The organism is Pseudoalteromonas sp. CO109Y, from assembly GCF_004208935.1.
GTDB lineage: Bacteria > Pseudomonadota > Gammaproteobacteria > Enterobacterales > Alteromonadaceae > Pseudoalteromonas > Pseudoalteromonas shioyasakiensis.
This window is the reverse complement of record NZ_SGPD01000011.1, coordinates 248,327-270,793: the sequence shown is the minus strand read 5'-3', so window position 1 is coordinate 270,793 and position 22,467 is coordinate 248,327. Positions and strand designations below refer to the sequence as shown.

Below are 22,467 nucleotides of genomic sequence, written 5' to 3'. Positions count from 1 at the left end.
AGTGAACGCAGTGTTATTTACAATAAGTACTTGGCACGCAGGATTTGAATGTCTTCATCGCTTACGTCTAATTCAGCTTGAATGTAATTAAGTACACTTCCGTGTTGCTGCTCCATGCTCTCAATTGCAGATTCAAGTAAAGGCTGAGTGACCCCTTTAAGTGGCATCGCTACTTCTTTTGGTAGGCTGGCAAAAAACTGCATCATTGCTGCATATTTTGGGTCCATTTTGCCAGTGTCTTTAGCCAGCATATTTTCAAAATCGAGGTAGTCGTTTGATGCAAGATAGTCATTCATAATTGTCTGTTGCTCAACGCCTAGAACAGTTAAAATCAATGCAGCACTGATACCTGTACGGTCTTTTCCTGCCGTACAATGGAACAATAAACCGCCGTCTTTATTTACTAAGCGGTCGAACATTTGTGTGTAGTTTTGCTTTTGGTCTTCTACAATTCGCGGGTACATTTGTACCATCACATTTTCGAGCTTTTCACGGCTTAGGTTAGGGTCACGAAGCACTTTGCCGATTTGTCCCATATCAAAGTCCATTTCGTAATCACGGTCGATGATTTCAACCTTATCAGCAGCCCACACTGTGACTTCTGAATCTCGCTCTGAATTAGCACGAAAATCAACAAGGGTATCGATATTTAAGCTATTGATAAGCGCATAGTCGTCGTTTGTTAGATTCGCTAAAACCCCAGAACGGTAAATTTTTCCCCATTTTACAGTGCGGCCATCTTGGGTTTTGTAGCCGCCTAAGTCGCGGAAGTTACGGCCACCTTCAAGTGGAATTAGTCGCGTTGTGGTCATAGTTACTTCACCATTTTCTGGTTTTACAAAAAAGTAATAACGCTGATGCTTATCACTTGGTGACCAATTAAATACATTGGTAGTAATATCATCAGCAATGAGTGTTGCATTCGTTAAATCTGGTGTTGTTGATACCAGAACATCAACAGCTGCAGGGACATCTTGCTGCCAGCTAATTTGGTAGTTTTCATTATTAAAATTAGTTTGTGCAGATTCAATAGCGACTTTAGGCGCAGTTGCTGTGCAAGCTGCAAGTGTTGATGAGACTAAAGCAGCAATGGCAATCTTTTTAAATATTGTTTTCATGGTTATTCCTTAGTTATTACTCGGCTCAGAGCGATTAAACTCTGAGCGGTAAATTCAAAAGTAAGTTAGAAGTTGATGCGAACACCCGCCATATAGCGGCGACCATAGCGTTCAATTTGGTTAGGAGTGGCTTCTGTGCCGATGTAACGCACGTCAATTTCATCGGTAAGGTTGTTGATGTTGGCGTAAAAACTCACATCTGAGCCATACACAGGCTCTGCTAATGTGTAACTCAGTGAAAGGTCTAAACGGGTTTGTGCAGCCCAATATTCACCCATGCTGTCGTTTTCTGTGGTTGATAACCAATCATCACGATACTGATAATTTAATCGCGCGGAGAATAGGTCGTTTTCATAGTAAACAGAGCTGTTGAAAATCATGTCTGATGTGCCTGGTAAACTAAAGCTGCTACCTGAAAGCGTGGTAAATTCACTGTCTAAGAGGGTTAGGTTGGCAGAGAAACCAAAACCATCCCAACTCTCAGAAATAAAATCGCTGGCTTGGCCAATAAAGTTAAGCTCGATACCTTGGAAGTGACCTTCGTCACCATTGATAAACCCCGTGTATTTCCATTGTTCGCCGGCAAATTCACTGACGTAGTTACCTGCATCTACATAGGTCGTATCCGCATAAATGACATCATCAATGTGTCGGTAGAAAGCGCCTACTGCAACAAGGCTTGCATCGCCTGCATACCACTCTAATGACATATCAGCACCACATGAAGACTCTGCCTCTAAGAACGGATTACCCCCTGAGATGGTTTGCTCTGTGGTATCAATCGATGCTGATGCGCGCCATTCATTGTAAGTAGGGCGGCTCATACCCGTTGAAAGTGCGGCTCTGAATTTAACTTGATCAGATAAATCAATATTTAAATTCACACTCGGTAATACTTCGGTGAAGGTATCAGAATGTTCTCCTTCTGGACCACTGCTGGTGTAGTCAGTACTTTCAATACGTACCCCACTGACTAAAGAACCCCATTTGAATTGATTGGTCACCATGGCATAGGCGGTAGTGATGTTTTCATCAATATTTATTTTGCTGGCGTTATCTGGGGTGACTGCAAGTCCACCTGATGCGCTTTCTAAATCTGCTCTAAGCTGTTTATTGTCGAAGTAAGTGCCGTTAATGCTGTTTGTGAAATCCGTATGCCACGCTTGATCAGTTACATAGTCACTTGGATTGATCCCATATAGTGATCCCATGCCACCATTTGTGCCATAGCCCTGTGCTTCACGCTGGTCATGGCCTAGCCCCATTTTAAAGGTGTTGTTAAGCCCTGCGAAAGCAAAGTCAGTTTCTGCGTCTAGCTTAAATTGCAGGCTATCAATCGATAACGCACTGCCGTAAACCAGCAGCATTTCATAGCCATAGTCTATATCGTTAAGTGAAGTGCCTGGTGCAAGTGTGACAAGAGGGTCGTTAATATCGGATACATCGTAGCTTGCGACCGCTGCGCCATATAAACTATAAGGCAGGGGTAAAAACACATCGTTTTCGGTTTTTGTGAAGTTTGTACGCGCTTCTAAAAACCAATCACCTAACTGGAGATCAGCACCAAGTGTGTTGGTCCATGTTGAGTTCTCATACAAACCATACTCTAAAGAGCGGCTTACCATGGCAAGGCCTGTGCCTGTTTCACCTGCAGCTAGGTTGCTGCCCGCAGCTTCTGCACCGCCTGCAAAATCAAACACATACTGGTTGCGCTCTTCATGATCTTGGAATTTACTGTATAGCGTGCTGAAGAAAAAACGGTTCATTGAATCGCTCGGACGATATTCAAATCGGCCACCATAGGCTTCGTCTTCACGTTTTACTTTATAGCTACGCATATCAAGTTCGTTAACTAGAAGCTCTGAATCCACTTGTTCTAAGTCGAATTCGCGGTTATCCGTGATTTGTTCACGGCTGTTTTGTGATGCGAATAAACTAATGCCTACATTTTCGCCTGACCATGACGTTCGCACTGAAAACTTACTAATATCACCATCCCCTAATGCTTGATTACCTAAACCTACATCAGTGGCTAGTGAGAAACCTTCAACATCAAACGGGTTAAAAGTTTCGATATTAATAAAACCAGCAATCGATTCGCCTGGCATATCAGGCATAATTGCTTTATTGGCAGATAAACGACTAGTAATAACGGACGGGAAGCTGTCAAAACGCGGAATACGGCCATTTTCAGCGCCAGGAATGGTCATGCCATCAATTGCAATTGTCGTGTAACGAAATGGTGCACCGCGAAAGTTTATATAGCGTGCTTGGCCTTGATCGCGTTCGATAGCAAGGCCCGGAACGCGACCTAATGAATCTGCTAAGTTTTGGTCAGGAAAGCGGCCAATGGTATCAGCAGCAACAATATCAACAAAGTTAGAGGCAGATTGCTTTGCCATAATAGCTGCTTTTTGGCTGTCTTTGATAGGGGATGCAACAGCAACGACTTCTTCTATTTCGTTATAGTCGTTTGTTTGTGCTGCATAACTATACGACGATGAACAGGCAAGTACTACGCAAGCCGCTAATCGATTTCGAGCAAATGGTGTCACTTGAATACTCCGGGTTATTTTGGATGTTTTAAAAAGTTGGGCAAAGAATGGAATAGAAATATTGCAGTTTGGTTAAACCGTCATCGATATAAAATACAGGGATATCTTTTAAATTTTTGTGCTTATTAAACAATGAGTTGGTAATTTTTAGAGATGTCTTTTTGATTAATTTACTTAACCAAATAAGGGGACATGAAAAGTTAAATTTGATGTTTTTATGACAAATAAACTAACCCAAACGCTTTTCATAAGTTTGTAATACAAATGCTATAAATTAGTCATTTAAAAGACACTTTTAACAATAAAAAATGCCACGTAATTTTGTTTTCACTATTTTAAGATTGCTTATTGCCACACTGGTTTTATTGCCTGCCATGGTGTTTTTAAGCCAGCAAACAATTGAACCTGTGGTTTTAAAAGAGCAATACAGTTACAGCTGCAAAGTAAAAAATACGAGCGGTAAAAAGCATTTTCATATTTATATGCCGACTAATTGGCAGGTTGAAGAGTTTGCGCAGACCTTATGCGATGCGTTGCTCGCTAAGCAGAGTTTTGAAACTGTCAATGTGTCTTGGCAACCCAGAGAAATGCTAAGTACAGAACAATTACTCAGTGACAATTATGCGCTTTTTCTAAATCGTGATTATGCCTTAAGTGGTCTACTGCCAAATTGGGATGATTTTTACACAGCAATATTAAGCTTGCCTAGTTATCAGATTTCGTGGTTTTCACATCAAGACAATATGCAGCTTTCTGCAAATTCATTAAAAAATAAACGAATAGGTTTACTCGAAGACAAGCGCAGTGAGTCTGGTTATTTAGCCCCAATGAGTGAATTAAAAGAGTTTGGTCACGGGCTTGAAAATGCGCAATTGGTTTTTTACCCGAATAGAGAAAGTTTGGTTAATGATTTCTTGGCAGAAAAACTCGATATTATTCCGAGTGTCGGTCACCATGGGCAATTAAAGCGTTGGCCAGCCTCAAAAACACAACCTTTACAGCATGTTTCATCAACCTTATCTTGGTACCTTAATGATCAATATGCTGATTTAACGCCGTCGCTTGTAACCTATTTACAGCAATATCAGTCAAGGTTATTAAAGGTTCATACCACGCATCCGTATAGTCTTGATAAGGGGTTAAGATGAATTACTTTAAAGCCCTTGTATTATTTTTACTTATTTTTGTTGGGCTGATTTATTTATCTGGCCAAAATGCTAAACAGCAACTAATGATGACACTTGCAGAGCAGCTTCCTCAGGTTGTTAACCCTTCACTCAATAATGCCATAGATGAAAGCCAAGAACTTTCGCGCATGAGCCACTCACTATTAGATGATTTGCATGACATTACTTTTGTATCAAAGCTACCGGTTGACTTAGTGGCCTCTTTGACTGTGACTGAATTAAACCTAAGTAAAATACAGCTCTCAGGAAGTGACACACTTAACTGGCAATTTGGTAATCACGCACTCTATGCAAGCATTGATAGTTCAGTTAACTTTAACTATTGGCTGGTGGCTTTTTGGGCATGCGCATTTACTGCAGTAGGTCTACTTATTGATTATTTGTTCAAGTTTATATTCAAGCTCCAGACTAACAGGCAAAAAGTACCTATACCCGATCAATTAATGACTGCGGAAGATAAGTTAAGCACTGCTATTGAAGAGTTACGCTGGTTTGATGGTTTAAAGCAACAGGGTTTAATAAAGGGTTTAACGGCACAGCAAGAATTACAATTGGCATCGCTTAAAGAGCAGCAACAATGTTGGTTTAGCATAGCCCTAAAGCAAGGTTTAAACATTGAACAAGCATTAAAAGCAGCAGAGGCTGATGATGCGTTATGCTTTGACTTAGCAAATCAACAAGTGATTATCCATGGAGTGCCTATCCGGCTTTCAAAGACACCTTTACTTTATTATTTTTGGTATGCAAAAAGAAAGTTTGAAGCCGAGCCTGCTTATTTAAATCCGCCACAGGGTAAACCTGATCATAAAAATGGCCAGCAGCTAGCCAAATTAATGCAGCAGTATGGTGGTCACCAAAAAGCGATACGTGATCTTGATGAAGGCTTAAAAGGCAAAACCTTAGATCAAAACCGCAATAAAATTAAAACTGAGCTGCAACGCGTGCTTGAAGGATTGGCATGTGATTATCTTTTTGATAATGAAAGGGACGAGCGAACTGCTCGCTATCGTTATAGCTTGAAGTTACCAGCGTCTAAATTAAAGCTTGGCCCGTAGTTTTAACCTAGTAATTTGTTTTCTAACTCATAACTATTGCGCGAAATGAAATATTAGTTAGCCTTTAATGATTCATTGAAGGAGTGAAACTATGTTTAAGCGTAAAAAAATAACAACAACGGGTGCTTTGTTTAGCTCATCGCTGTTATTGATCTCGGCAGCTCATGCCACAACACCTCAATATAAAGATCAACAAGCTTTGCATGATATTGCAAATGCCGTTTCTAAAGCACGTATAGAGCAAGATATTCAAACGCTGGTTGATTTTGGCACTCGCCATACTCTATCTGAGACGAAATCAAATACGCGTGGTATTGGTGCTGCAAGACGTTGGATCAAGTCTGAGTTTGAGGCGATTTCTAAAGCCTGCGGTAACTGCCTAGAAATCATCGAAGTAAAAGACACTATTTCTGGTGAAAAGCGTATTCCAAACCCTGTTGAAGTTGTCAATATTGTGGCTATTCAGCGCGGTCAAGTTGATGCGGATCGTATGGTTATGATGTCGGGTGATATTGACTCGAGAGTGTCTGATGTAATGGACTATACCTCAGATGCGCCAGGGGCTAATGATAATGCATCTGGTGTGGCTGGCGTGCTGGAATCGGCGCGTGTTTTATCAAAGTATAAATTTAATGGCTCAATTGTTTATGCAGCTTTATCTGGTGAAGAGCAAGGCTTGTTTGGCGGTAAAATTTTAGCTAAATATGCACAAGAGCATAATTGGCGTGTTCATGGTGTTTTAAACAACGACATGATTGGTAATTCAACCGGCATTAATGGGGTAACAGATAACACAACTGCACGTATCTTCTCTGAAGGTACTCGCGTTATTGAAACCAAAGAGCAAGCCCATAAACGCCGTTTTACGGGTGGTGAAGTTGACTCTGCAAGTCGTAACCTTGCACGTTACATTGATACAATCGCAGATCGCTACATTGAAAATCTGGATACCATGTTGGTATATCGACTCGATCGTTTTGGTCGAGGAGGGCATCACCGTCCATTTAACGATGTTGGCTTTGCAGCTGTGCGTATAATGGAAACCAACGAAAACTATAATCAACAGCATCAAGACTTGCGTACTGAAAATGGTATTACCTACGGTGACACCATTGACCATGTTGATTTTGCCTATGCGGCGAAGTTAACGTCACTTAATGCAGTGACAATGGCTTCAATGGCATGGGCTCCAGTGCCACCAACGGGCGTTAGTATTTCAGGTGCAGTAAAACCAAGTACAACATTAGCGTGGCATAAAAGCGATGATCCAACGGTGGTCAGTTATAAAATCTATTGGCGTTACACAAGTGAGCCACAATGGCAATTTAGCCGGGATGTTGGCAACGTAACCGAAGCAACCCTTAAAAATGTTGTTATCGATAACTACTATTTTGGTGTTGCCGCTGTAAACAAAGACGGTATTGAATCACCAGTTGTCTTTCCTGGTGATGTTGGCGCGTTCGAATGGCCAGAAAAATCAACTAAATAGGAATTGTAAGGTCATAGCGGACACCTCCCAGTTCGCTATGAGCAGCTGTAATATGCCAGTTATGGGCTTCGACAATTTGTTTTACTATCGCAAGCCCAATTCCTGAACCCGATTGTTTCACTGTTTTTAAGTCTGGCACTCTATAAAGATGGTCAAAAATCTTTGCTAAACTTTCATCGCTGACACCAGGGGCTGAATCTTCATAGCAGATTAAGAGCTGAGTTTGGTTTTGGCTAATCGTCAAATTAATCTTACCAGGGTGATTTGTGTACTTAAGTGAATTACTGATTAAGTTTGCAAATAACTGTGAAAGCCGTGTTGCATCGCACTCAAAGTTTAATTCATCAGCAACATTTTGTGAGAATCTCACTTCAAATTTATCAAGCTGGATTGCCATATCTGCGTGCAAGATTTGGAAATACTCAGCTGCATTAAGTGTTGTTACGTTGAGCTGAAAGCTGCTTTGCTCTAAAAGTGAAATTTTATTTAAATCAGTGACTAAAGTTGCCATATCGGTGATTTTTTGGTTGAGTTTTTCGTATGTAAGCTCATTAAATTGAGTTAAGCCTGCTTGGAGCGTTTCAAGGTGTAAGCGCAACCCGGTTAATGGACCACTTAACTCGTGAGCAACTTGTGATAATAACTTACTACGTTGACTGATTTGTTTATCGAGATAATTTCGGCGCTGTTCAATAAGCTGTTTTCTCTGTCTTATTCTTAATAAAGCAATGCCCATTACAGCTAAAAGCAGGCTAAATAATAAAATGCTGTATAAGATAGTTTGGCGCTGTGAAGCAATTGCTTGGCTTTTTTCATTGTCTTGGAGCTTTAAATCTTGAATGGCCAAATCGCGGTCGCGCATCGCAATGGAGTTTTGCAGCTCCGCTAAACGTTGATTGTAGTTGTTGCGGGCAAAGCCTTTTTCAAGCTCTGTAATAGTCCGTTGGTACGACAATGCCTGTTTGTAATCAGCTTGTTGTACTGCCACAGTGATCAAATGTTCTAGGGCTGTGATTTGCTTTTGCAGCTTATTTTTTTGGTTGCTTAACTTGTAGGCCTGCTCAGCAAAATGTTTAGCTTGTTCGTGCTCAGTAGAGCCAATGTATAGCTTTGCTAATGTGAGTAATACATCAATATATAAGTGATCGTCTTGCTTGAGTTCAGTGATCACTTGTTTTTCAATGGTTAATGCTTGAGTTGATTTATCGACTTCGAGCAAATTTATCGCAATATTATGGTTTGCCCAGGCAGTATTTCGTGCGCTGTTATAACTTGCGAACACCTGTTGAGCCTCTTGTGCGTATTCAAGTGCTGCATCGTAGTTTTTTAGCCCATATTCGCATTGGGATAGTTTAACTAAACTATGTCCGATATCAGAAAGTGAACCTGTTTGCCTATCAAAACTAAGGGCTATAATAAACTCGTTCTTTGCTTTTTCGTATTGTTCTAAATCTAAATAACTTTGGGCAATTGAATAACTTATGCCAGCTTGTAACGAGATAGACGGCGACATCTGTTGAATAACTTCACGGCGTTTTAGCTTATATTCGAGTGCAAGTGTTAAGCGGTCTAACTGTTCAAGATTACGCGAATAACCATGATAGAGCATTTCTTTTTGCTTTAAGGTTAATTCGCGATTGTTGTCGTGAATATAAACTTCAAGAAAGTTTAAGGCTGCTTGATACTCGCCAGCATTATGATAAGCACTGACAAGACTCGCCACGGCATCAATTTCATAATGGGTAAGTTGTAAGCGCTGAAATAGGGCGACATTTTGTTGCGATAAATAAATTGCGGTTTCTAAGTCACTTTTTCTATATGCCAACCGTGCTTTCGCTAGATACAACTCGCTGTAAATGGGGGAGTCTTTTTTGTATTTTGGGCCCGCTTCAAGTTCATCAATGATAGTTTGCGCTTGTTGAAATTGGCCGAGGTGTATGTGAACGTGAATTAATCTAACGTTATAACTTACTTGTTCTGCAAGGCTGGCAGACTCAATAAGCTTTTTATCGATGGTTTTTAAATAGTCATATCGTTTTTGGTAGTCACTGATTGTTCTGGCTTCATCAATGTTTTGTTGCAGTGTTGATGCAAAAGCACTGTTCATTGATAAGGCAAAGTACAGAATTACAGAGGCTTTAAGTTTCATAGTGGGGTTTATTATTATTTTTATTCCTAACTAGTCTAGCATGCCATTCTTTTAAGTGGGAATGATTTGCTTTTATAGCTAAAAAGAATTGCATTATGCAACTATGCCTCTTGCATCTTGCAAATACTCAGTCTGATTTTTCATAACACCTTGTTATAGCGTGAGTTATATTTTGGAATGGTTACTGCTTTGAGTAATAACACATCCACAGGAGAGTGTAATTATGAAAAGTAACATACCCGCTTACCTAATAACCGCACTTGCAACAGGCTTTGTAAGTGCTGCACCATTTGAACAGTGCCCGAGTAAGGCATTTTTGATTCAAGGTTCGCCTGCGCAAATGTTTGGCGTTGACCTAGTTTCTGCCAAAACCACCGTGCTTGCAGCGTCAATGGATTTTACAACAGAGGCGAATAACGACAGCGTAAATGCGGTTGGCTTTAATTATCAAGACCAGTACATGTATGGCTTTAGCAAACAAGCCCCAAGAAGTGTTGTACGTATTGGTGACGATTATGTTTTACAACGTTTGATTGTAAATGGTCTGCCAGATACCAATTTTTATGTTGGTGATATTCATGTGAATAGTGAAACTAATCAGGCGGTTTACTATTTATACCACCCTAAATTTGGTTTATATGGCATTGATTTAACTGAAGAGGCCGACGAGTACCAGGCTCAATTAGTTGCAGGCTCAGCAAGCTGGAATTTAGCTATTTATGATTTTGCTTTTCACCCACATAGCAATCTTTTGTATGCGGTTGAGTCAAACGGCGACCTTTATGAAATAAATTTAGATAACCAGACACCCACTTTTGTCGCTAACCTCGACATAGCCGGCGATACTGGCGCTAATGGTGCAGGTTACTTTGATGTACAAGGTCAGTTTTATTTTAGTAATAACCGCAGCGGTAAAATCCATAAAGTAGATTTAAGCACCAGCCCTGTGGTTGGTTATACACCTACCGCAGCAGTTTTTACCTTAGGGCCAACATCGAATCAAAATGATGGTGCACGCTGTGCTATTGCGGAAGTAAAAGTAACTGATAACTCAATCGACTTTGGTGATGCACCTATGCCATATAAAACAGCGCTTGCTGATAGTGGTGCCCGCCATCTGTTTGACCCTAATGAAGACCAATCAAATTTAGTTTATTTAGGAGCCGTTGTTGATGGTGAAAACATTAACACTCCGGCAGATTTACAGGCTTCACCCGTCGATAGCTCAGATGATGGGGTTAAATTTGTCACTGATTTTGTTGCAGGCTCTACCAGCCAGATAATTGTGACCGCTCCTAATGATAATGGTTATTTATATGCTTGGTTCGATTGGGATCAAAATTTCCAGTTTGATCCAGACGAAATCACAGTAAGTAAATACAGCTTAAATCAAGGTGATAACAGTGTGCTGGTTGATGTACCGAGTGATGCTGTGATGGGAGCAACATGGGCACGCTTTCGTGTAACCGATGGCAGCGAGGCTAACCCAATTACCGCAAGTGGTGGGGTAACAGGCGGCGAAGTCGAGGATTACCCGGTAACAACATATGGAAGTTTGGTATATCCAAGTGAGAATGGCTGGGTAACCCTTGCCTATGAAGATCAATGGCCTTTTGCTGGTGATTATGACTTTAATGATTTAGTTGTGAACTACCGTACTACATTGATTGATAAAGAAGGCCAGGCCATTGGTTACAAAATAGAAGGTGAGTTGGTTGGAATTGGTGCTGATTTTCATAATGGCTTTGCAGTTCGTTTGTATCAAACGATAGCCGATGATGTTGATAAACGAATATTAAGAAGTCAGATAGATACAAGTTCAATTAATTTAACGATAAATGGCGAAACACAATCACATTCTATATTAGAACAAGGGGTTGAAGATGCTATTTTCATTATCATGCCAGACACTTGGGATTATGCAGATAAGCAGTCAAGTTGTAGTTATTTTAGAACTGAAACAGGCTGTGATACCAACAGCAAAGTTTCGTTTAGTTTAACCGTTTCACTTCAAAGTGGAGTGACCACAATTGAAGCGCCAAAATATACTTTAGACCCATTTATTTTCGCGGCTCAAGATCACTATCATGGTGAGTTTTTAGTTGGACAAAACCCACGTGGTTGGGAAGTTCATATTAAGAATCAACAACCAACCGAAAAATTCAATTCACAGTTATTTTCAATCACTGACTCTGATGATGCCAGTAATAGTGCTCAAAGTTATTATTTCCAAACTGAAACTGGTCTACCTTGGGCAATGGAGATTGGCAGTTCATGGGCGCATCCAAAAGAGAGTGTTGATATAACACATGCGTATAGTGACTTTAGGGCATTTGCTGAATCAGAGGGACGGGAAAAGCCGCTTTGGTTTAATAATGCAAAACTTGCAAATGTTATTCTACGAGGAGAATAGTCATGAAACATTATACTTTATTAATCATTAGCTTATTCTTATCTGCGTGTGGTGGCGGTGGAGAAGGTAGCTCTTCAACTGAAGCGGTAAGTACAACTGTTACACAGACACCCACCACAAGCACGCCGCCACCAGAAACAACACCTCCTGACACGAGTGTGGAAACAGAGACAATGGCTGACCTAACGATTGCTCCTCAATTTGATTTAAGTAGCAAGATAGAACTAAACATAGATGTTGATTTGAACATGGGTGATAGCAGAGCGTATTTAAATATCTGCTTGAAAGGCGATGATAATAAGGCTGATTACGATCAATGCTTATTGCGGGCACCTCTAAAACAAAGCAAATTAACGTCGACTGTGATGCTGGCAAATAGTGCCTTAGAGCTTGTGGCAGAAGTTTGGTTTTATGATTCTCAAAATGAACCACTGCGTTTTGAGTGGCAATATGATGGGGAGCAATCAGCGGTGTTCACTATTCGTTAAACATGAGTGATCGATATTATGTCTTAGTCAGTTTAATTCTAATAGACTGAATATTTTCAACAGCTTGAAAGAGGATTTTGTAATGCAATATATCGAAGAGGTACTGCAATCAGTTAAAGAGTCTAATCCAAATGAGCCTGAGTTTTATCAAGCTGTTGAAGAAGTGCTTTCATCAATAAATCAGGTAGTAGAAGGTAACAGTGAATATCAACAGCAGGCAATTCTAGAGAGGTTAGTTGAGCCTGAAAGGCAAGCAATATTTAGGGTTCCTTGGCTTGATGATGACGGCAAAGTGCAAGTTAATCGTGGTTTTAGAATCGAATTTAGCTCAACTCTAGGCCCTTATAAAGGGGGCTTGAGGTTCCACCCGAGTGTCAATCAAAGTGTGGTGAAGTTTTTAGGCTTTGAGCAAGTTTTGAAGAATGCACTCACAGGGTTGCCATTAGGAGGCGCTAAAGGCGGTGCTGACTTTAACCCTAAAGGAAAAAGTGACAATGAAATTATGCGTTTTTGTCAGTCATATATGACTGAACTCTATCGTCACATAGGTGCTAACACAGATGTTCCTGCTGGTGATATTGGCGTTGGGGCGAGAGAAATTGGTTATCTATTTGGTCAATATAAACGGATTACTAATCAATTTGAAGGGGTACTAACTGGTAAGCCTGAGGTTATGGCGGGTTCTTCACTGAGAACCGAAGCTACTGGCTATGGTGTTGCATATTTTTTAAGTGCCATGCTAGATGCTAAAGGCGATTCTTTAAGAGGTAAGCGATGCCTAGTGTCTGGTGCTGGTAATGTAGCATTGTATTTGATGGAAAAGCTTGACCAATACGATGCTGTTATTCTTAGCTGTAGTGATTCAAAAGGGACCTTGTATTGTAAAGATGGGCTTGATGTGGCTCTTGTAAAACACTTAAAAAATGAACGAGGTGCTGAGCTTAGGGATTATTTGAACGAGCACAAAGATGCTGAGTTTACGCCTGTAAATCAATATCCTAGCGACGGACATCATGTATGGCGATATGAGGCAGATATTGCACTTCCTTGTGCAACTCAAAATGAAATTACCGAAAAAGATGCTGAAGCTTTGGTTGAAAATGGCTGCTCTGTTGTATGCGAGGGGGCAAACATGCCGACCACAGCTGATGCGTTAAAAGTATTTAAAGACAATGATGTATTTTTAGGGCCAAGTAAGGCTGCAAATGCTGGTGGAGTTGCTACCAGTCAATTTGAAATGGCTCAAAATGCCAGTATGCAAAAGTGGCGAGCTGAGCAAGTTGATGAGAAACTTCAACAAGTTATGAAGTCTATTTTCGATACAATTTCAGCTACCGCCAAGCAGTACTCCCATGAACACGACTTGGTACTTGGTGCGAATATAGCGGGTTTTGAACGAGTTGCAGATGCTATGTTAAAACAAGGAGTTGTGTAATAAATAAAAGACATCCATTTTTTTAAAACGAATTAAGGAGACATCCATTTTTATAAAAAGACACCCAATTTTGGTAGTTAAAAGCTAGATAGCCACAGCTTTTGGTTGACTTCATTTATGTACAAATTATGTTTAGTTCTTTGTTGTTATTTAAATTTAAAAATTAGTTATTTAATTCTAGATGAAATTAAATTCAGTACGTAGAAATTTTCTATTTTTTAAAATAGATGAATAAAAGTAGTAAATGAAAAGTTTAAGTGTTTAGCAAAACAAAGCTTGGCTATTAGTTATTGAGCTTCTTCTCTTTCGTTTCATGTGTTTTGCATACTCAGTTATAGCTTGCTCTTTACCCGCTGTATTTTTAAACGAGCGGGTAAAGGAAGTGGTGAGTGTGAGCCAGTTTTCAGTACAGATGTTTAATCTTTCAAGTATTGGTAATGTCACTTTTGGGATGTTCCCAGGTTTATCTATTCGCATAGAGCGCCCAGTCCAATCAACAAGTTGCAGATATGTCTTGAGCTCAAATGGTAGTCCCTTAGGCATATGTTCACGAGGTTTACCTGCAAAGCGCATAAGCGATTTCGGTTGCTTTTTATTTTGAGCTAACTGAATTCGGGCTTTAATACTGGTGTAGTCAGATTGCTCAGGTAAATCGGCCGCTTTTGCTCTTACTGGGTTTAAATCAACATAAGCAAGGCATGCAGCAAGTGCAGCGTCATCGAGCAAGGCTTGCGATTTAAAGCGACCTTCCCAAAAACGTCCTTTACATTCATCTTCTTGATTCGCTTTTCGTGCAATACCCTCGTTAAGAACTCGCATAAACCAACTAATGCTGCAGAGCCGTTCTCGATATAAATTTACTCTGGTATTAACCGCAGCGAGCTCTGCTTGTGTTAGCAATTCGCCATTTAAGAATCGTTGGCATAGGAATGTACTTTTGAATAACTTGTGCCACCTAATTAGAATCGCTTTATTATTTAGACGCTTAGCTTTTGCTATATCAATGTGAAGAACCAGATGAGTGTGATTACTCATAACCGCATAGGCACAAATATCAATACAAAATATTCGTCCAAGTTGAAGTAATTTCTTTTCAACCCAATCTCGCCGGTGTTCATATGAACGACCCGTTAGTGGATCTTGCCCGCACAAATAAGCGCGACGAACGCAGCGTGAAATGCAGTGATAGTAAGGCGTGTTTGAAACGCTAATCAAGTTTCTACGTGGGGTTGCCATGCTCTTCTCCTCCATGAGTTGAACAATTTAAGTTTAGTCATAATTTTGTGAAGTGAGAAATATTAAGTTGGGTGTCTTCTTAAATTTATTCTTTAGATATGAAGCTAGGTTAACTCCTTAAATAAATATGGGCGTCTTTATTTAATATGGATGTCTAAATATCTTTTCATAATATGGGTGTCTTAATAAATTAAAAAGCTCAGCGGTGCTGAGCTTGTTTGAAATTTGAGAGTATTTTTCAAGTAAATGATTACGAAAAGGCTTTTTCGCTTAGGAGTTCTTGCATTTGTTCACGCATTTTGAACTTTTGAAGTTTGCCTGTTACTGTCATAGGGTATTCTTCAACAAAGCGGATGTGCTTTGGTACTTTGAAATAGGCTAGTTTGTCTTTTAAGAAATCACGAATGGCATTTTCATCAAGTACTGCATCATCTTTAGGTTGGATCCAAGCGCATACTTCTTCACCGTATTTTTCATCGCTAATGCCAAATATGGCTGCATCTTGAATACCAGGGTAGGTGTAGAGAACTTCTTCTATTTCTCTTGGGTAAATGTTTTCACCACCACGGATGATCATGTCTTTTATTCGGCCAACAATAGCAACAAAGCCATCTTCGTCCATCACACCTAAGTCACCAGAGTGTAACCAACCGTCTTGATCAATTGTTGCTTTCGTTTTCTCTTCATCATTCCAATAGCAGCGCATAATTCCAGCACCACGACTACATACTTCACCCGGTATGCCGACTTTTTGAACATCACCCAGCTCGTCGATAATTTTCACTTCAGTATGGGCTAATGCACGGCCCACTGTGGTGACTTGTTTTTCAAGAGGCGAGTCTGTTTCGGTCACGTTATTGATAGGGCTACACTCAGTTTGGCCATAACCAATCACAACTTCTTTCATATGCATTAATGAGTGTACTTTTCGCATGACTTGTTCAGGGCAGGTTGAGCCGGCCATCACGCCTGTTCGTAGGCTAGTTAAGTCATAGTTTGCAAAGTCTTTAAGCTCTAACTCAGCGATAAACATCGTTGGAACACCATGCAGGCCTGTACAGCGTTCCTTTTCAACAACTTCTAGGGTTGTTTTAGGGTCGAATGAATCACCCGGAAAAACTGCGGTGGCGCCTTTACTTATACATACTAAATTGCCAAGCACCATACCAAAGCAGTGATATAGCGGTACAGGAATACAGAGTTTATCCTCATGTGTCAGCTTCATCGCTTGGGCCATCAAAAATCCGTTATTGAGGATGTTTTTATGCGATAAGGTCGCTCCCTTTGGATTACCCGTAGTACCAGAAGTAAATTGAATATTGATATCTTGGTCACAGCTTAAAGTAGCAGCTATTGCATCAAGCTCTAGCTTATGGGCATCTGTTGCGCGCTGCATGATATCGTTGAAGCTAAACATGCCAGTAGCAGGCTCATCACCAATACGAATTATATTTTTTAGATGTGGCAGGGCGTTTAAATTTAATTCACCTGCTTGTGAATCTTTAAGTTCCGGTGCGAGCTCATAGAGCATGCTTATATAATTACTGGCTTTAAATTCACTTGCTGTGATAAGTGTTGAACACTCAACACTATTGAGTGCGTATTTTAATTCGCTTGGTCGGTATGCAGGGTTGATGCACACCATAATTGCACCAATCTTGGCTGTAGCAAATTGGGTTAAGCACCATTCAATATTGTTAGGAGACCAAATACCAACCCGGTCGCCAGGTTTTACGCCAAGTGATAATAATCCCATTGCTAACTGGTTAATCTGCTGCTGGTATTGTCTATAGGTTAATCGGATCTGTTGATGATGAACCACAATTGCGGGGTGATTAGGGTGATTGTCGACAATATTGTCAAGGTACTGTCCAATTGTTTGTTCTATCAATGGAATGTCTGTACGGCCTTGATAATAGCTTTGAGTAAGTGGAAGCGCATTACAGTGTGTGTTCTTTGTCTGCATTGTATTCTCCGTGTCCGGTTAATTTGTTGTCATGGACTTGATGCAAAAGAATTGAAACAATCAATTAGGATGATTTCAAAACATGCGTACCTGATTAACTAAACATAGATTGTCGACAAAGAAAAGCTTTATAAGACTAATGTACAGAGTGTAATTTTAATAAAGCAGAATAAAGAATGGGTTTTGAGGTATAAAAAAACGTGCCGTAGCACGTTTTTTTAAGAATAAGCAGCAATTAAGCTTTTGGCTCATCTTGCTTATAAGTTTTACGCATGATGTACACGTAAGCACTAATGAATGCGTTTTCTTGGAATTTTTTTAGGCCTGTGTCTTCAAAATCAATAGGCACTGGGTTGCGCTTAAGCTGCTCTTTGATTTCAGTTGCAGATAAAACTTGCACATCTAAACGCTCAATTAACTGAATAGCCGTTTCCATTTTGAAACCTTTCGCACTACCAGCGAACTTACCTTTTGCTTGACGCTCTTTGATTGCTACAGAGTCAATTTGGTAATCTTCCATTAATTTTTTGAAATCAAATTGGAATTTACGCATTACTTCTGTGTCATTACCGTTACCTAAGGTAAAACGTGTTTGTCTGACATCACGGATATCAAATACGTCATTGTCTTTGGTTAAAATACACAGTAGTACGTCGCTACCTGTAATTTCTACACCGCATGTTCTCATGGTCATTCTCTAAATAACTTAATTTGCGCAATTATAGCAAGTAACGTTATGAAAATCAGTTGCTTTAAAAATGAATTTTTATAGCGATAACACTATGGTCACTTACACTAATGTCTTCGGTCAGTTGTGTAGGGGAAATATGCTTGTCATAACTTTCATAGTCGAGCGCTTTCACCTTTGAAACTTGGCAGTCGGGATTAAAATGTGCAGAGGCAAGAATATAATCTAGTACATTACCTTTACCTTGGTAATAATGGCTAAAGGGTTTGTTTTTCTCATCATAAAACGACCGACTAAACTCGTAGCTGTCGGTTAGGCCAACAACGGGTTCGTTATGTTCTATGCAGGGCTCACAGCGTGTAGGATGAAACCCTTGTGTCATAAACGATAAAGTAGGGCTAGTAAGTACATCGTTAAAGTCACCCATAACGAGCGTTGCACATTGCTTTTCGCGTTGGGTTTTTAGCGCATCATAATAAACAATAGATGCTTCCAATGAACGCGATATTTGCGACTGCATGGTACCCACCGTCTGGTGTAACAACTGCAGCAACGGATCTTCAAGGTTATGAATATTAAGAATATGCGCCATTGATTGCACACGTTGTGACTTAAAGTGAACAACATAAAAGCAGACTTCACCAAAATCAGGTAAATCAATCATGCATTTAATCGGGGTGCGGTTAAATTTGAACTCATTTTGATTGTTTAAGTACTCAAGTAATTCAGGGCATGGTGTCAATGCATCGGCCGATTTAAACGGGTATTTACTGGCAATCGCAACCACAGGATTGAATAACACTTGCGGATAAAGGCTATCATGGGACGGGCTATCGACCGTTTTAAAATAATCATATCCCGCTTCTTTGCATTGCACTTCTAGAGCATGCTGACTAAACACTTCTTGAAACGCCACCACATCAGGGTTTGCCTCATTTAAGAAATTAGCTACAAACAATTGTTTTTGCTGCCATTGCGTATTGTTATAGCGTTCATGTAACTGGTAAAACGAGTAGGGGGGCGCGGTGTAATTTAATAAATTAAACGTTGCGAATTTGAACGTACGCGTGTTTGGCATTTTCATCACTCTAAAAGTACTGACTCACTAAGTATGAAATGACTTAACTAATTGTCAATTTAGTCTTCTAACTACTTGTATTTGAGAACGTGAGCGGCGACAATAGCTGCTTGTATTTGCGAAGACTCAGTAAATACAAGCTTAAATAGCAATGCTTATTCGTAAAAGCGTTGCAGAGTTACATAAAATTTTTTTAAAAATATTACATGTGATGCATTGTAGGCATCACCACTGTATTAAGGATTTATAATGCCAGTTATTACCCTCCCTGACGGCAGTCAGCGTAGTTTTGAAAACCCAGTAAGTACATATGACGTAGCGAGCGATATCGGTCCAGGTCTTGCCAAGGCAACGATTGCAGGCCGTGTTAATGGTACTCGTGTTGATGCATGTGACTTAATCACTGAAGATGCGCGTTTAGAAATTATCACAGCAAAAGATGATGATGGTTTAGAGATTATCCGTCACTCATGTGCGCACCTTATTGGTCATGCAGTTAAGCAGCTTTTCCCTGAAGCAAAAATGGCAATCGGTCCGACCATCGATAACGGTTTCTATTACGATATCGATATGGAACATTCTTTAAGCCAAGATGATTTAGATGCTATCGAAAAGCGCATGCTTGAGCTTGCTAAAACAAACTACGACGTTGTTAAAAAGACCGTAAGCTGGCAAGAAGCACGCGATACTTTTGAAGCGCGTGGTGAAACATATAAAATGGAAATCCTAGACGAGAACATCGCGAAAGATGATCGTCCAGGCTTATACCATCACGAAGAATACATCGACATGTGTCGTGGGCCACACGTTCCAAACATGAAGTTCTGTCAACATTTCAAAATCATGAAAGTGGCAGGTGCTTATTGGCGCGGTGATTCTGAAAACAAGATGCTGCAACGTATCTACGGCACTGCATGGGCAGATAAAAAGCAACTTAAAGCGTATTTAAAACGCTTAGAAGAAGCTGAAAAACGTGATCACCGTCGTATTGGTAAAGCGCTTGATTTATGGCACTGGCAAGAAGAAGCACCAGGCATGGTGTTTTGGCACAATGATGGCTGGAGCATTTACCGTGAACTAGAAGACTTCGTTCGTGAAAAATTACGTGAGTACGATTACGAAGAAGTTAAAGGCCCATTAATGATGGACCGTGGTTTATGGGAAAAATCAGGTCACTGGGACAAATACGCAGATGCGATGTTCACAACTGAATCTGAAAAGCGTGAATACGCAATCAAACCAATGAACTGTCCGGGTCACGTACAAATCTTTAACCAAGGTTTAAAATCATACCGTGATCTTCCATTACGTATGGCTGAGTTTGGTTGTTGTCACCGTAACGAACCATCAGGTGCATTACACGGCTTAATGCGTGTACGTGGCTTTACTCAAGATGATGCGCATATCTTCTGTACTGAAGAGCAAATCATGGATGAAGTTTCTGCATGTATCAAAATGGTTTACGACACATACGAAACGTTTGGTTTTGAGAAGATCGTTGTAAAACTATCTACTCGTCCAGAAAAGCGTATCGGTGAAGATGAAATGTGGGATAAAGCTGAGCTTGCGCTAGCTGATGCATTAAAAGTAAACGACATTGAGTTTGATTACCTACCAGGTGAAGGTGCATTCTACGGTCCTAAGATTGAGTTTACACTTTATGACTGTTTAGACCGTGCATGGCAATGTGGTACTGTACAGCTAGACTTTGCATTACCAGGTCGTTTAGGTGCAACTTATGTTGCTGAAAATAACGAACGTCGTACACCAGTTATGATCCACCGCGCAATTTTAGGTTCAATTGAGCGTTTCATCGGTATTTTAACTGAAGAATACGCTGGTTTGTTCCCAACGTGGCTTGCTCCTAAGCAAGTTGTGATCATGAACATCACGGATAAACAAGCAGATTATGTGCAAGAAATTGTACAAAAATTAAATAAACTTGGAATTAGAGCCGCTGCTGACTTGAGAAATGAGAAGATTGGCTTTAAAATCCGTGAACATACGTTAAAACGTATTCCATATTTACTTGTTGTTGGCGATAAAGAAGTTGAACAACAAGAAGTGGCAGTACGCACTCGCACAGGTGAAGACCTAGGCAAATTTAGTGTTGATGATTTCGTTGCTAAAGTAAGCGAAGAAATTAAAAATCGACAATAAATCATGAGCGTGTAGGGCAAAACAAACAGCCAACTACACGCTTTTTATTTTATATTCTTGGAGGATCGTACCATTAGAGGCGGCAAGAAAGGGCAACAAACAGCTCAAAAAAATCGTATCAACGAAGATATTACAGCTAAAGAAGTTCGTTTAATTGGCATCGACGGCGAGCAAGCTGGCATCGTGTCATTAAAAGAGGCGCAAGCTATCGCTGATGATGCGGGTGTAGATCTTGTAGAAATCAGTCCTAATGCTGAGCCACCTGTTTGTAAGGTTATGGACTACGGTAAGTTCATCTTTGAAAAAAGCAAAGAACTAAAAGAACAAAAGAAAAAGCAAAAGCAAATCCAGGTTAAAGAAATCAAATTCCGTCCAGGTACGGATGAAGGTGACTACCAGGTTAAGCTACGCAACTTACGCAAGTTCTTAGAAGCGGGTGATAAAGCTAAAATCACTATCCGTTTCCGTGGTCGTGAAATGGCTCACCAAGAAATTGGTATCGAATTATTAAACCGTGTTAAAGCCGATTTAGAAGATGTTTCACAAGTTGAATCATTCCCAAATCGTGTTGAAGGTCGCCAGATGGTTATGATGATGGCACCTATTGCTAAAAAGCAATAAACAGGGTATATTACGCACCGATTTTATTTCAGGTCTGCAAGTAACAGTTTACTGTTCACCTGAAATAACCGGTTATAAGTAAGGTTGCACTGCTTTTGTAGTGAGCCTTCACCGGACTATGGCAGTAAGTTAGGCCTTAAAAGTAGAGCTATTTTTATATCTCTCGCCTGCTTGCTAATTTTTAAGCAATACATTTGGAGTTATTGCAATGGCTTACAAGCTAAAAACTCACAGAGGCGCGGCTAAGCGTTTCAAGAAAACTGCTTCTGGCGGTTTCAAGCGTAAACAAGCGCATCTTCGTCACATTCTGACTAAGAAAACTTCTAAGCGTAAATTACACTTACGTCCTAAGATGATGGTTCATAAGAATGACCATGGTCTAGTTTCACGTATGTTACCATTCGCTTAATAGGAGTCTTCAGAAATGGCAAGAGTTAAACGCGGTGTTATCGCACGTGCACGTCACAAAAAAGTTTTAAAGCAAGCTAAAGGTTACTACGGAGCACGTTCACGTGTTTACCGCGTAGCTTTCCAGGCAGTTACTAAAGCGGGTCAATACGCTTACCGTGACCGTCGTGCTAAGAAACGTACTTTCCGTCAACTTTGGATTGCACGTATCAATGCAGCAGCTCGTCAAAACGGTCTTTCATACAGCCGTTTTATCAATGGTCTTAAAAAGACTTCTGTAGAAATCGATCGTAAGATCCTTGCAGATATCGCTGTTTATGACCAAGTTGCATTCGCAGCGCTTGTTGCAAAAGCAAAAGAAGGCCTAGCGGCTTAATTTCGCTTTTCATAAAGTTTAAAAAGGAGCCTAGTGCTCCTTTTT

The 22,467-nt window shown here is 40.2% G+C and carries 17 protein-coding genes; 10 read left to right on the top strand and 7 right to left on the bottom strand.

Going from position 1 to position 22,467, the window contains the following annotated elements:
• Nucleotides 1-17 precede the first annotated feature (17 nt).
• Complete coding sequence (locus EXT43_RS04045; RefSeq protein WP_130166391.1) at nt 18-1,118, bottom strand: tyrosine-protein phosphatase; 1,101 nt, start codon at nt 1,116-1,118, stop codon at nt 18-20.
• Between the two features lie 65 nt (nt 1,119-1,183).
• A complete protein-coding gene (locus EXT43_RS04040; protein WP_130166390.1) occupies nt 1,184-3,673 on the bottom strand; it encodes a TonB-dependent receptor in 2,490 nt (829 codons plus the stop codon).
• A 308-nt stretch (nt 3,674-3,981) separates the two neighbouring features.
• Here EXT43_RS04040 and EXT43_RS04035 point away from each other — a divergent pair, with 308 nt between their 5' ends.
• The 3 genes from EXT43_RS04035 (at nt 3,982) to EXT43_RS04025 (ending at nt 7,404) form a co-directional block, all read left to right on the top strand.
• Nucleotides 3,982-4,821: a hypothetical protein gene (locus EXT43_RS04035; RefSeq protein ID WP_130166389.1), complete on the top strand. Its 840-nt coding sequence runs from the start codon at nt 3,982-3,984 to the stop codon at nt 4,819-4,821.
• Nucleotides 4,818-5,915, top strand: a complete 1,098-nt coding sequence (locus EXT43_RS04030; protein WP_130166388.1) for a hypothetical protein — start codon at nt 4,818-4,820, stop codon at nt 5,913-5,915. The genes EXT43_RS04035 and EXT43_RS04030 overlap by 4 nt, the downstream gene beginning before the upstream one ends.
• 91 nt (nt 5,916-6,006) lie before the next feature.
• Nucleotides 6,007-7,404 carry a M28 family metallopeptidase gene (locus EXT43_RS04025; protein ID WP_130166387.1) on the top strand — a complete coding sequence of 466 codons (1,398 nt, stop codon included), beginning with the start codon at nt 6,007-6,009 and terminating at the stop codon, nt 7,402-7,404.
• Here the strand turns inward: EXT43_RS04025 and EXT43_RS04020 are convergent.
• The gene (locus tag EXT43_RS04020; protein ID WP_130166386.1) at nt 7,397-9,553 is read right to left on the bottom strand and encodes an ATP-binding protein; all 2,157 of its coding nucleotides are present in this window, start codon (nt 9,551-9,553) and stop codon (nt 7,397-7,399) included. The genes EXT43_RS04025 and EXT43_RS04020 overlap by 8 nt on opposite strands.
• A gap of 223 nt (nt 9,554-9,776) precedes the next feature.
• On the opposite strand from EXT43_RS04020, the gene EXT43_RS04015 reads away from it, so the two are divergent.
• From EXT43_RS04015 to gdhA, 3 genes are all read left to right on the top strand, one after another.
• Entirely contained in the window at nt 9,777-11,966 is a 2,190-nt protein-coding gene (locus EXT43_RS04015; protein ID WP_130166385.1) for an LruC domain-containing protein, read from the top strand.
• 2 nt (nt 11,967-11,968) lie between these two features.
• Nucleotides 11,969-12,454: a hypothetical protein gene (locus EXT43_RS04010; protein WP_063530509.1), complete on the top strand. Its 486-nt coding sequence runs from the start codon at nt 11,969-11,971 to the stop codon at nt 12,452-12,454.
• Nucleotides 12,455-12,536: 82 nt separating this feature from the next.
• On the top strand, nt 12,537-13,889 hold the full coding sequence (gene gdhA, locus EXT43_RS04005) for an NADP-specific glutamate dehydrogenase (RefSeq protein ID WP_130166384.1): 1,353 nt from the start codon (nt 12,537-12,539) through the stop codon (nt 13,887-13,889).
• A 261-nt stretch (nt 13,890-14,150) separates the two neighbouring features.
• Here gdhA and EXT43_RS04000 read toward each other — a convergent pair whose 3' ends face one another.
• From EXT43_RS04000 to EXT43_RS03985, 4 genes are all read right to left on the bottom strand, one after another.
• The gene (locus EXT43_RS04000) at nt 14,151-15,125 is read right to left on the bottom strand and encodes a transposase (protein WP_130166383.1); all 975 of its coding nucleotides are present in this window, start codon (nt 15,123-15,125) and stop codon (nt 14,151-14,153) included.
• Between the two features lie 250 nt (nt 15,126-15,375).
• The gene (locus EXT43_RS03995; RefSeq protein ID WP_062565303.1) at nt 15,376-17,091 is read right to left on the bottom strand and encodes an AMP-binding protein; all 1,716 of its coding nucleotides are present in this window, start codon (nt 17,089-17,091) and stop codon (nt 15,376-15,378) included.
• Nucleotides 17,092-17,326: 235 nt separating this feature from the next.
• Nucleotides 17,327-17,779 (bottom strand): DUF3010 family protein, encoded by a 453-nt coding sequence (locus EXT43_RS03990; RefSeq protein WP_054561405.1) that lies wholly within the window; start codon nt 17,777-17,779, stop codon nt 17,327-17,329.
• Between the two features lie 64 nt (nt 17,780-17,843).
• Complete coding sequence (locus EXT43_RS03985; protein ID WP_062565304.1) at nt 17,844-18,857, bottom strand: endonuclease/exonuclease/phosphatase family protein; 1,014 nt, start codon at nt 18,855-18,857, stop codon at nt 17,844-17,846.
• Between the two features lie 249 nt (nt 18,858-19,106).
• Between EXT43_RS03985 and thrS the strand changes: the two genes are divergently transcribed.
• From thrS to rplT, 4 genes are all read left to right on the top strand, one after another.
• A complete protein-coding gene (gene thrS, locus EXT43_RS03980; RefSeq protein WP_130166382.1) occupies nt 19,107-21,017 on the top strand; it encodes a threonine--tRNA ligase in 1,911 nt (636 codons plus the stop codon).
• A gap of 57 nt (nt 21,018-21,074) precedes the next feature.
• Entirely contained in the window at nt 21,075-21,638 is a 564-nt protein-coding gene (infC, locus tag EXT43_RS03975) for a translation initiation factor IF-3 (RefSeq protein WP_082389338.1), read from the top strand.
• Nucleotides 21,639-21,846: 208 nt separating this feature from the next.
• Complete coding sequence (gene rpmI, locus EXT43_RS03970) at nt 21,847-22,047, top strand: 50S ribosomal protein L35 (protein WP_054554888.1); 201 nt, start codon at nt 21,847-21,849, stop codon at nt 22,045-22,047.
• A gap of 15 nt (nt 22,048-22,062) precedes the next feature.
• The gene (rplT, locus tag EXT43_RS03965) at nt 22,063-22,422 is read left to right on the top strand and encodes a 50S ribosomal protein L20 (RefSeq protein ID WP_036968189.1); all 360 of its coding nucleotides are present in this window, start codon (nt 22,063-22,065) and stop codon (nt 22,420-22,422) included.
• Nucleotides 22,423-22,467: the final 45 nt, after the last annotated feature.

Excerpts from the sequence above, each read along its gene's own strand:
- EXT43_RS04045 (WP_130166391.1), bottom strand. The coding sequence starts at position 1,118 with ATGAAAACAATATTTAAAAAGATTGCCATTGCTGCTTTAGTCTCATCA.
- EXT43_RS04035 (WP_130166389.1), top strand. The coding sequence starts at position 3,982 with ATGCCACGTAATTTTGTTTTCACTATTTTAAGATTGCTTATTGCCACA.
- EXT43_RS04030 (WP_130166388.1), top strand. The coding sequence starts at position 4,818 with ATGAATTACTTTAAAGCCCTTGTATTATTTTTACTTATTTTTGTTGGG.
- EXT43_RS04025 (WP_130166387.1), top strand. The coding sequence starts at position 6,007 with ATGTTTAAGCGTAAAAAAATAACAACAACGGGTGCTTTGTTTAGCTCA.
- EXT43_RS04020 (WP_130166386.1), bottom strand. The coding sequence starts at position 9,553 with ATGAAACTTAAAGCCTCTGTAATTCTGTACTTTGCCTTATCAATGAAC.
- EXT43_RS04015 (WP_130166385.1), top strand. The coding sequence starts at position 9,777 with ATGAAAAGTAACATACCCGCTTACCTAATAACCGCACTTGCAACAGGC.
- EXT43_RS04010 (WP_063530509.1), top strand. The coding sequence starts at position 11,969 with ATGAAACATTATACTTTATTAATCATTAGCTTATTCTTATCTGCGTGT.
- gdhA (WP_130166384.1), top strand. The coding sequence starts at position 12,537 with ATGCAATATATCGAAGAGGTACTGCAATCAGTTAAAGAGTCTAATCCA.
- EXT43_RS04000 (WP_130166383.1), bottom strand. The coding sequence starts at position 15,125 with ATGGCAACCCCACGTAGAAACTTGATTAGCGTTTCAAACACGCCTTAC.
- EXT43_RS03995 (WP_062565303.1), bottom strand. The coding sequence starts at position 17,091 with ATGCAGACAAAGAACACACACTGTAATGCGCTTCCACTTACTCAAAGC.
- EXT43_RS03990 (WP_054561405.1), bottom strand. The coding sequence starts at position 17,779 with ATGAGAACATGCGGTGTAGAAATTACAGGTAGCGACGTACTACTGTGT.
- EXT43_RS03985 (WP_062565304.1), bottom strand. The coding sequence starts at position 18,857 with ATGCCAAACACGCGTACGTTCAAATTCGCAACGTTTAATTTATTAAAT.
- thrS (WP_130166382.1), top strand. The coding sequence starts at position 19,107 with ATGCCAGTTATTACCCTCCCTGACGGCAGTCAGCGTAGTTTTGAAAAC.
- rpmI (WP_054554888.1), top strand. The coding sequence starts at position 21,847 with ATGGCTTACAAGCTAAAAACTCACAGAGGCGCGGCTAAGCGTTTCAAG.
- rplT (WP_036968189.1), top strand. The coding sequence starts at position 22,063 with ATGGCAAGAGTTAAACGCGGTGTTATCGCACGTGCACGTCACAAAAAA.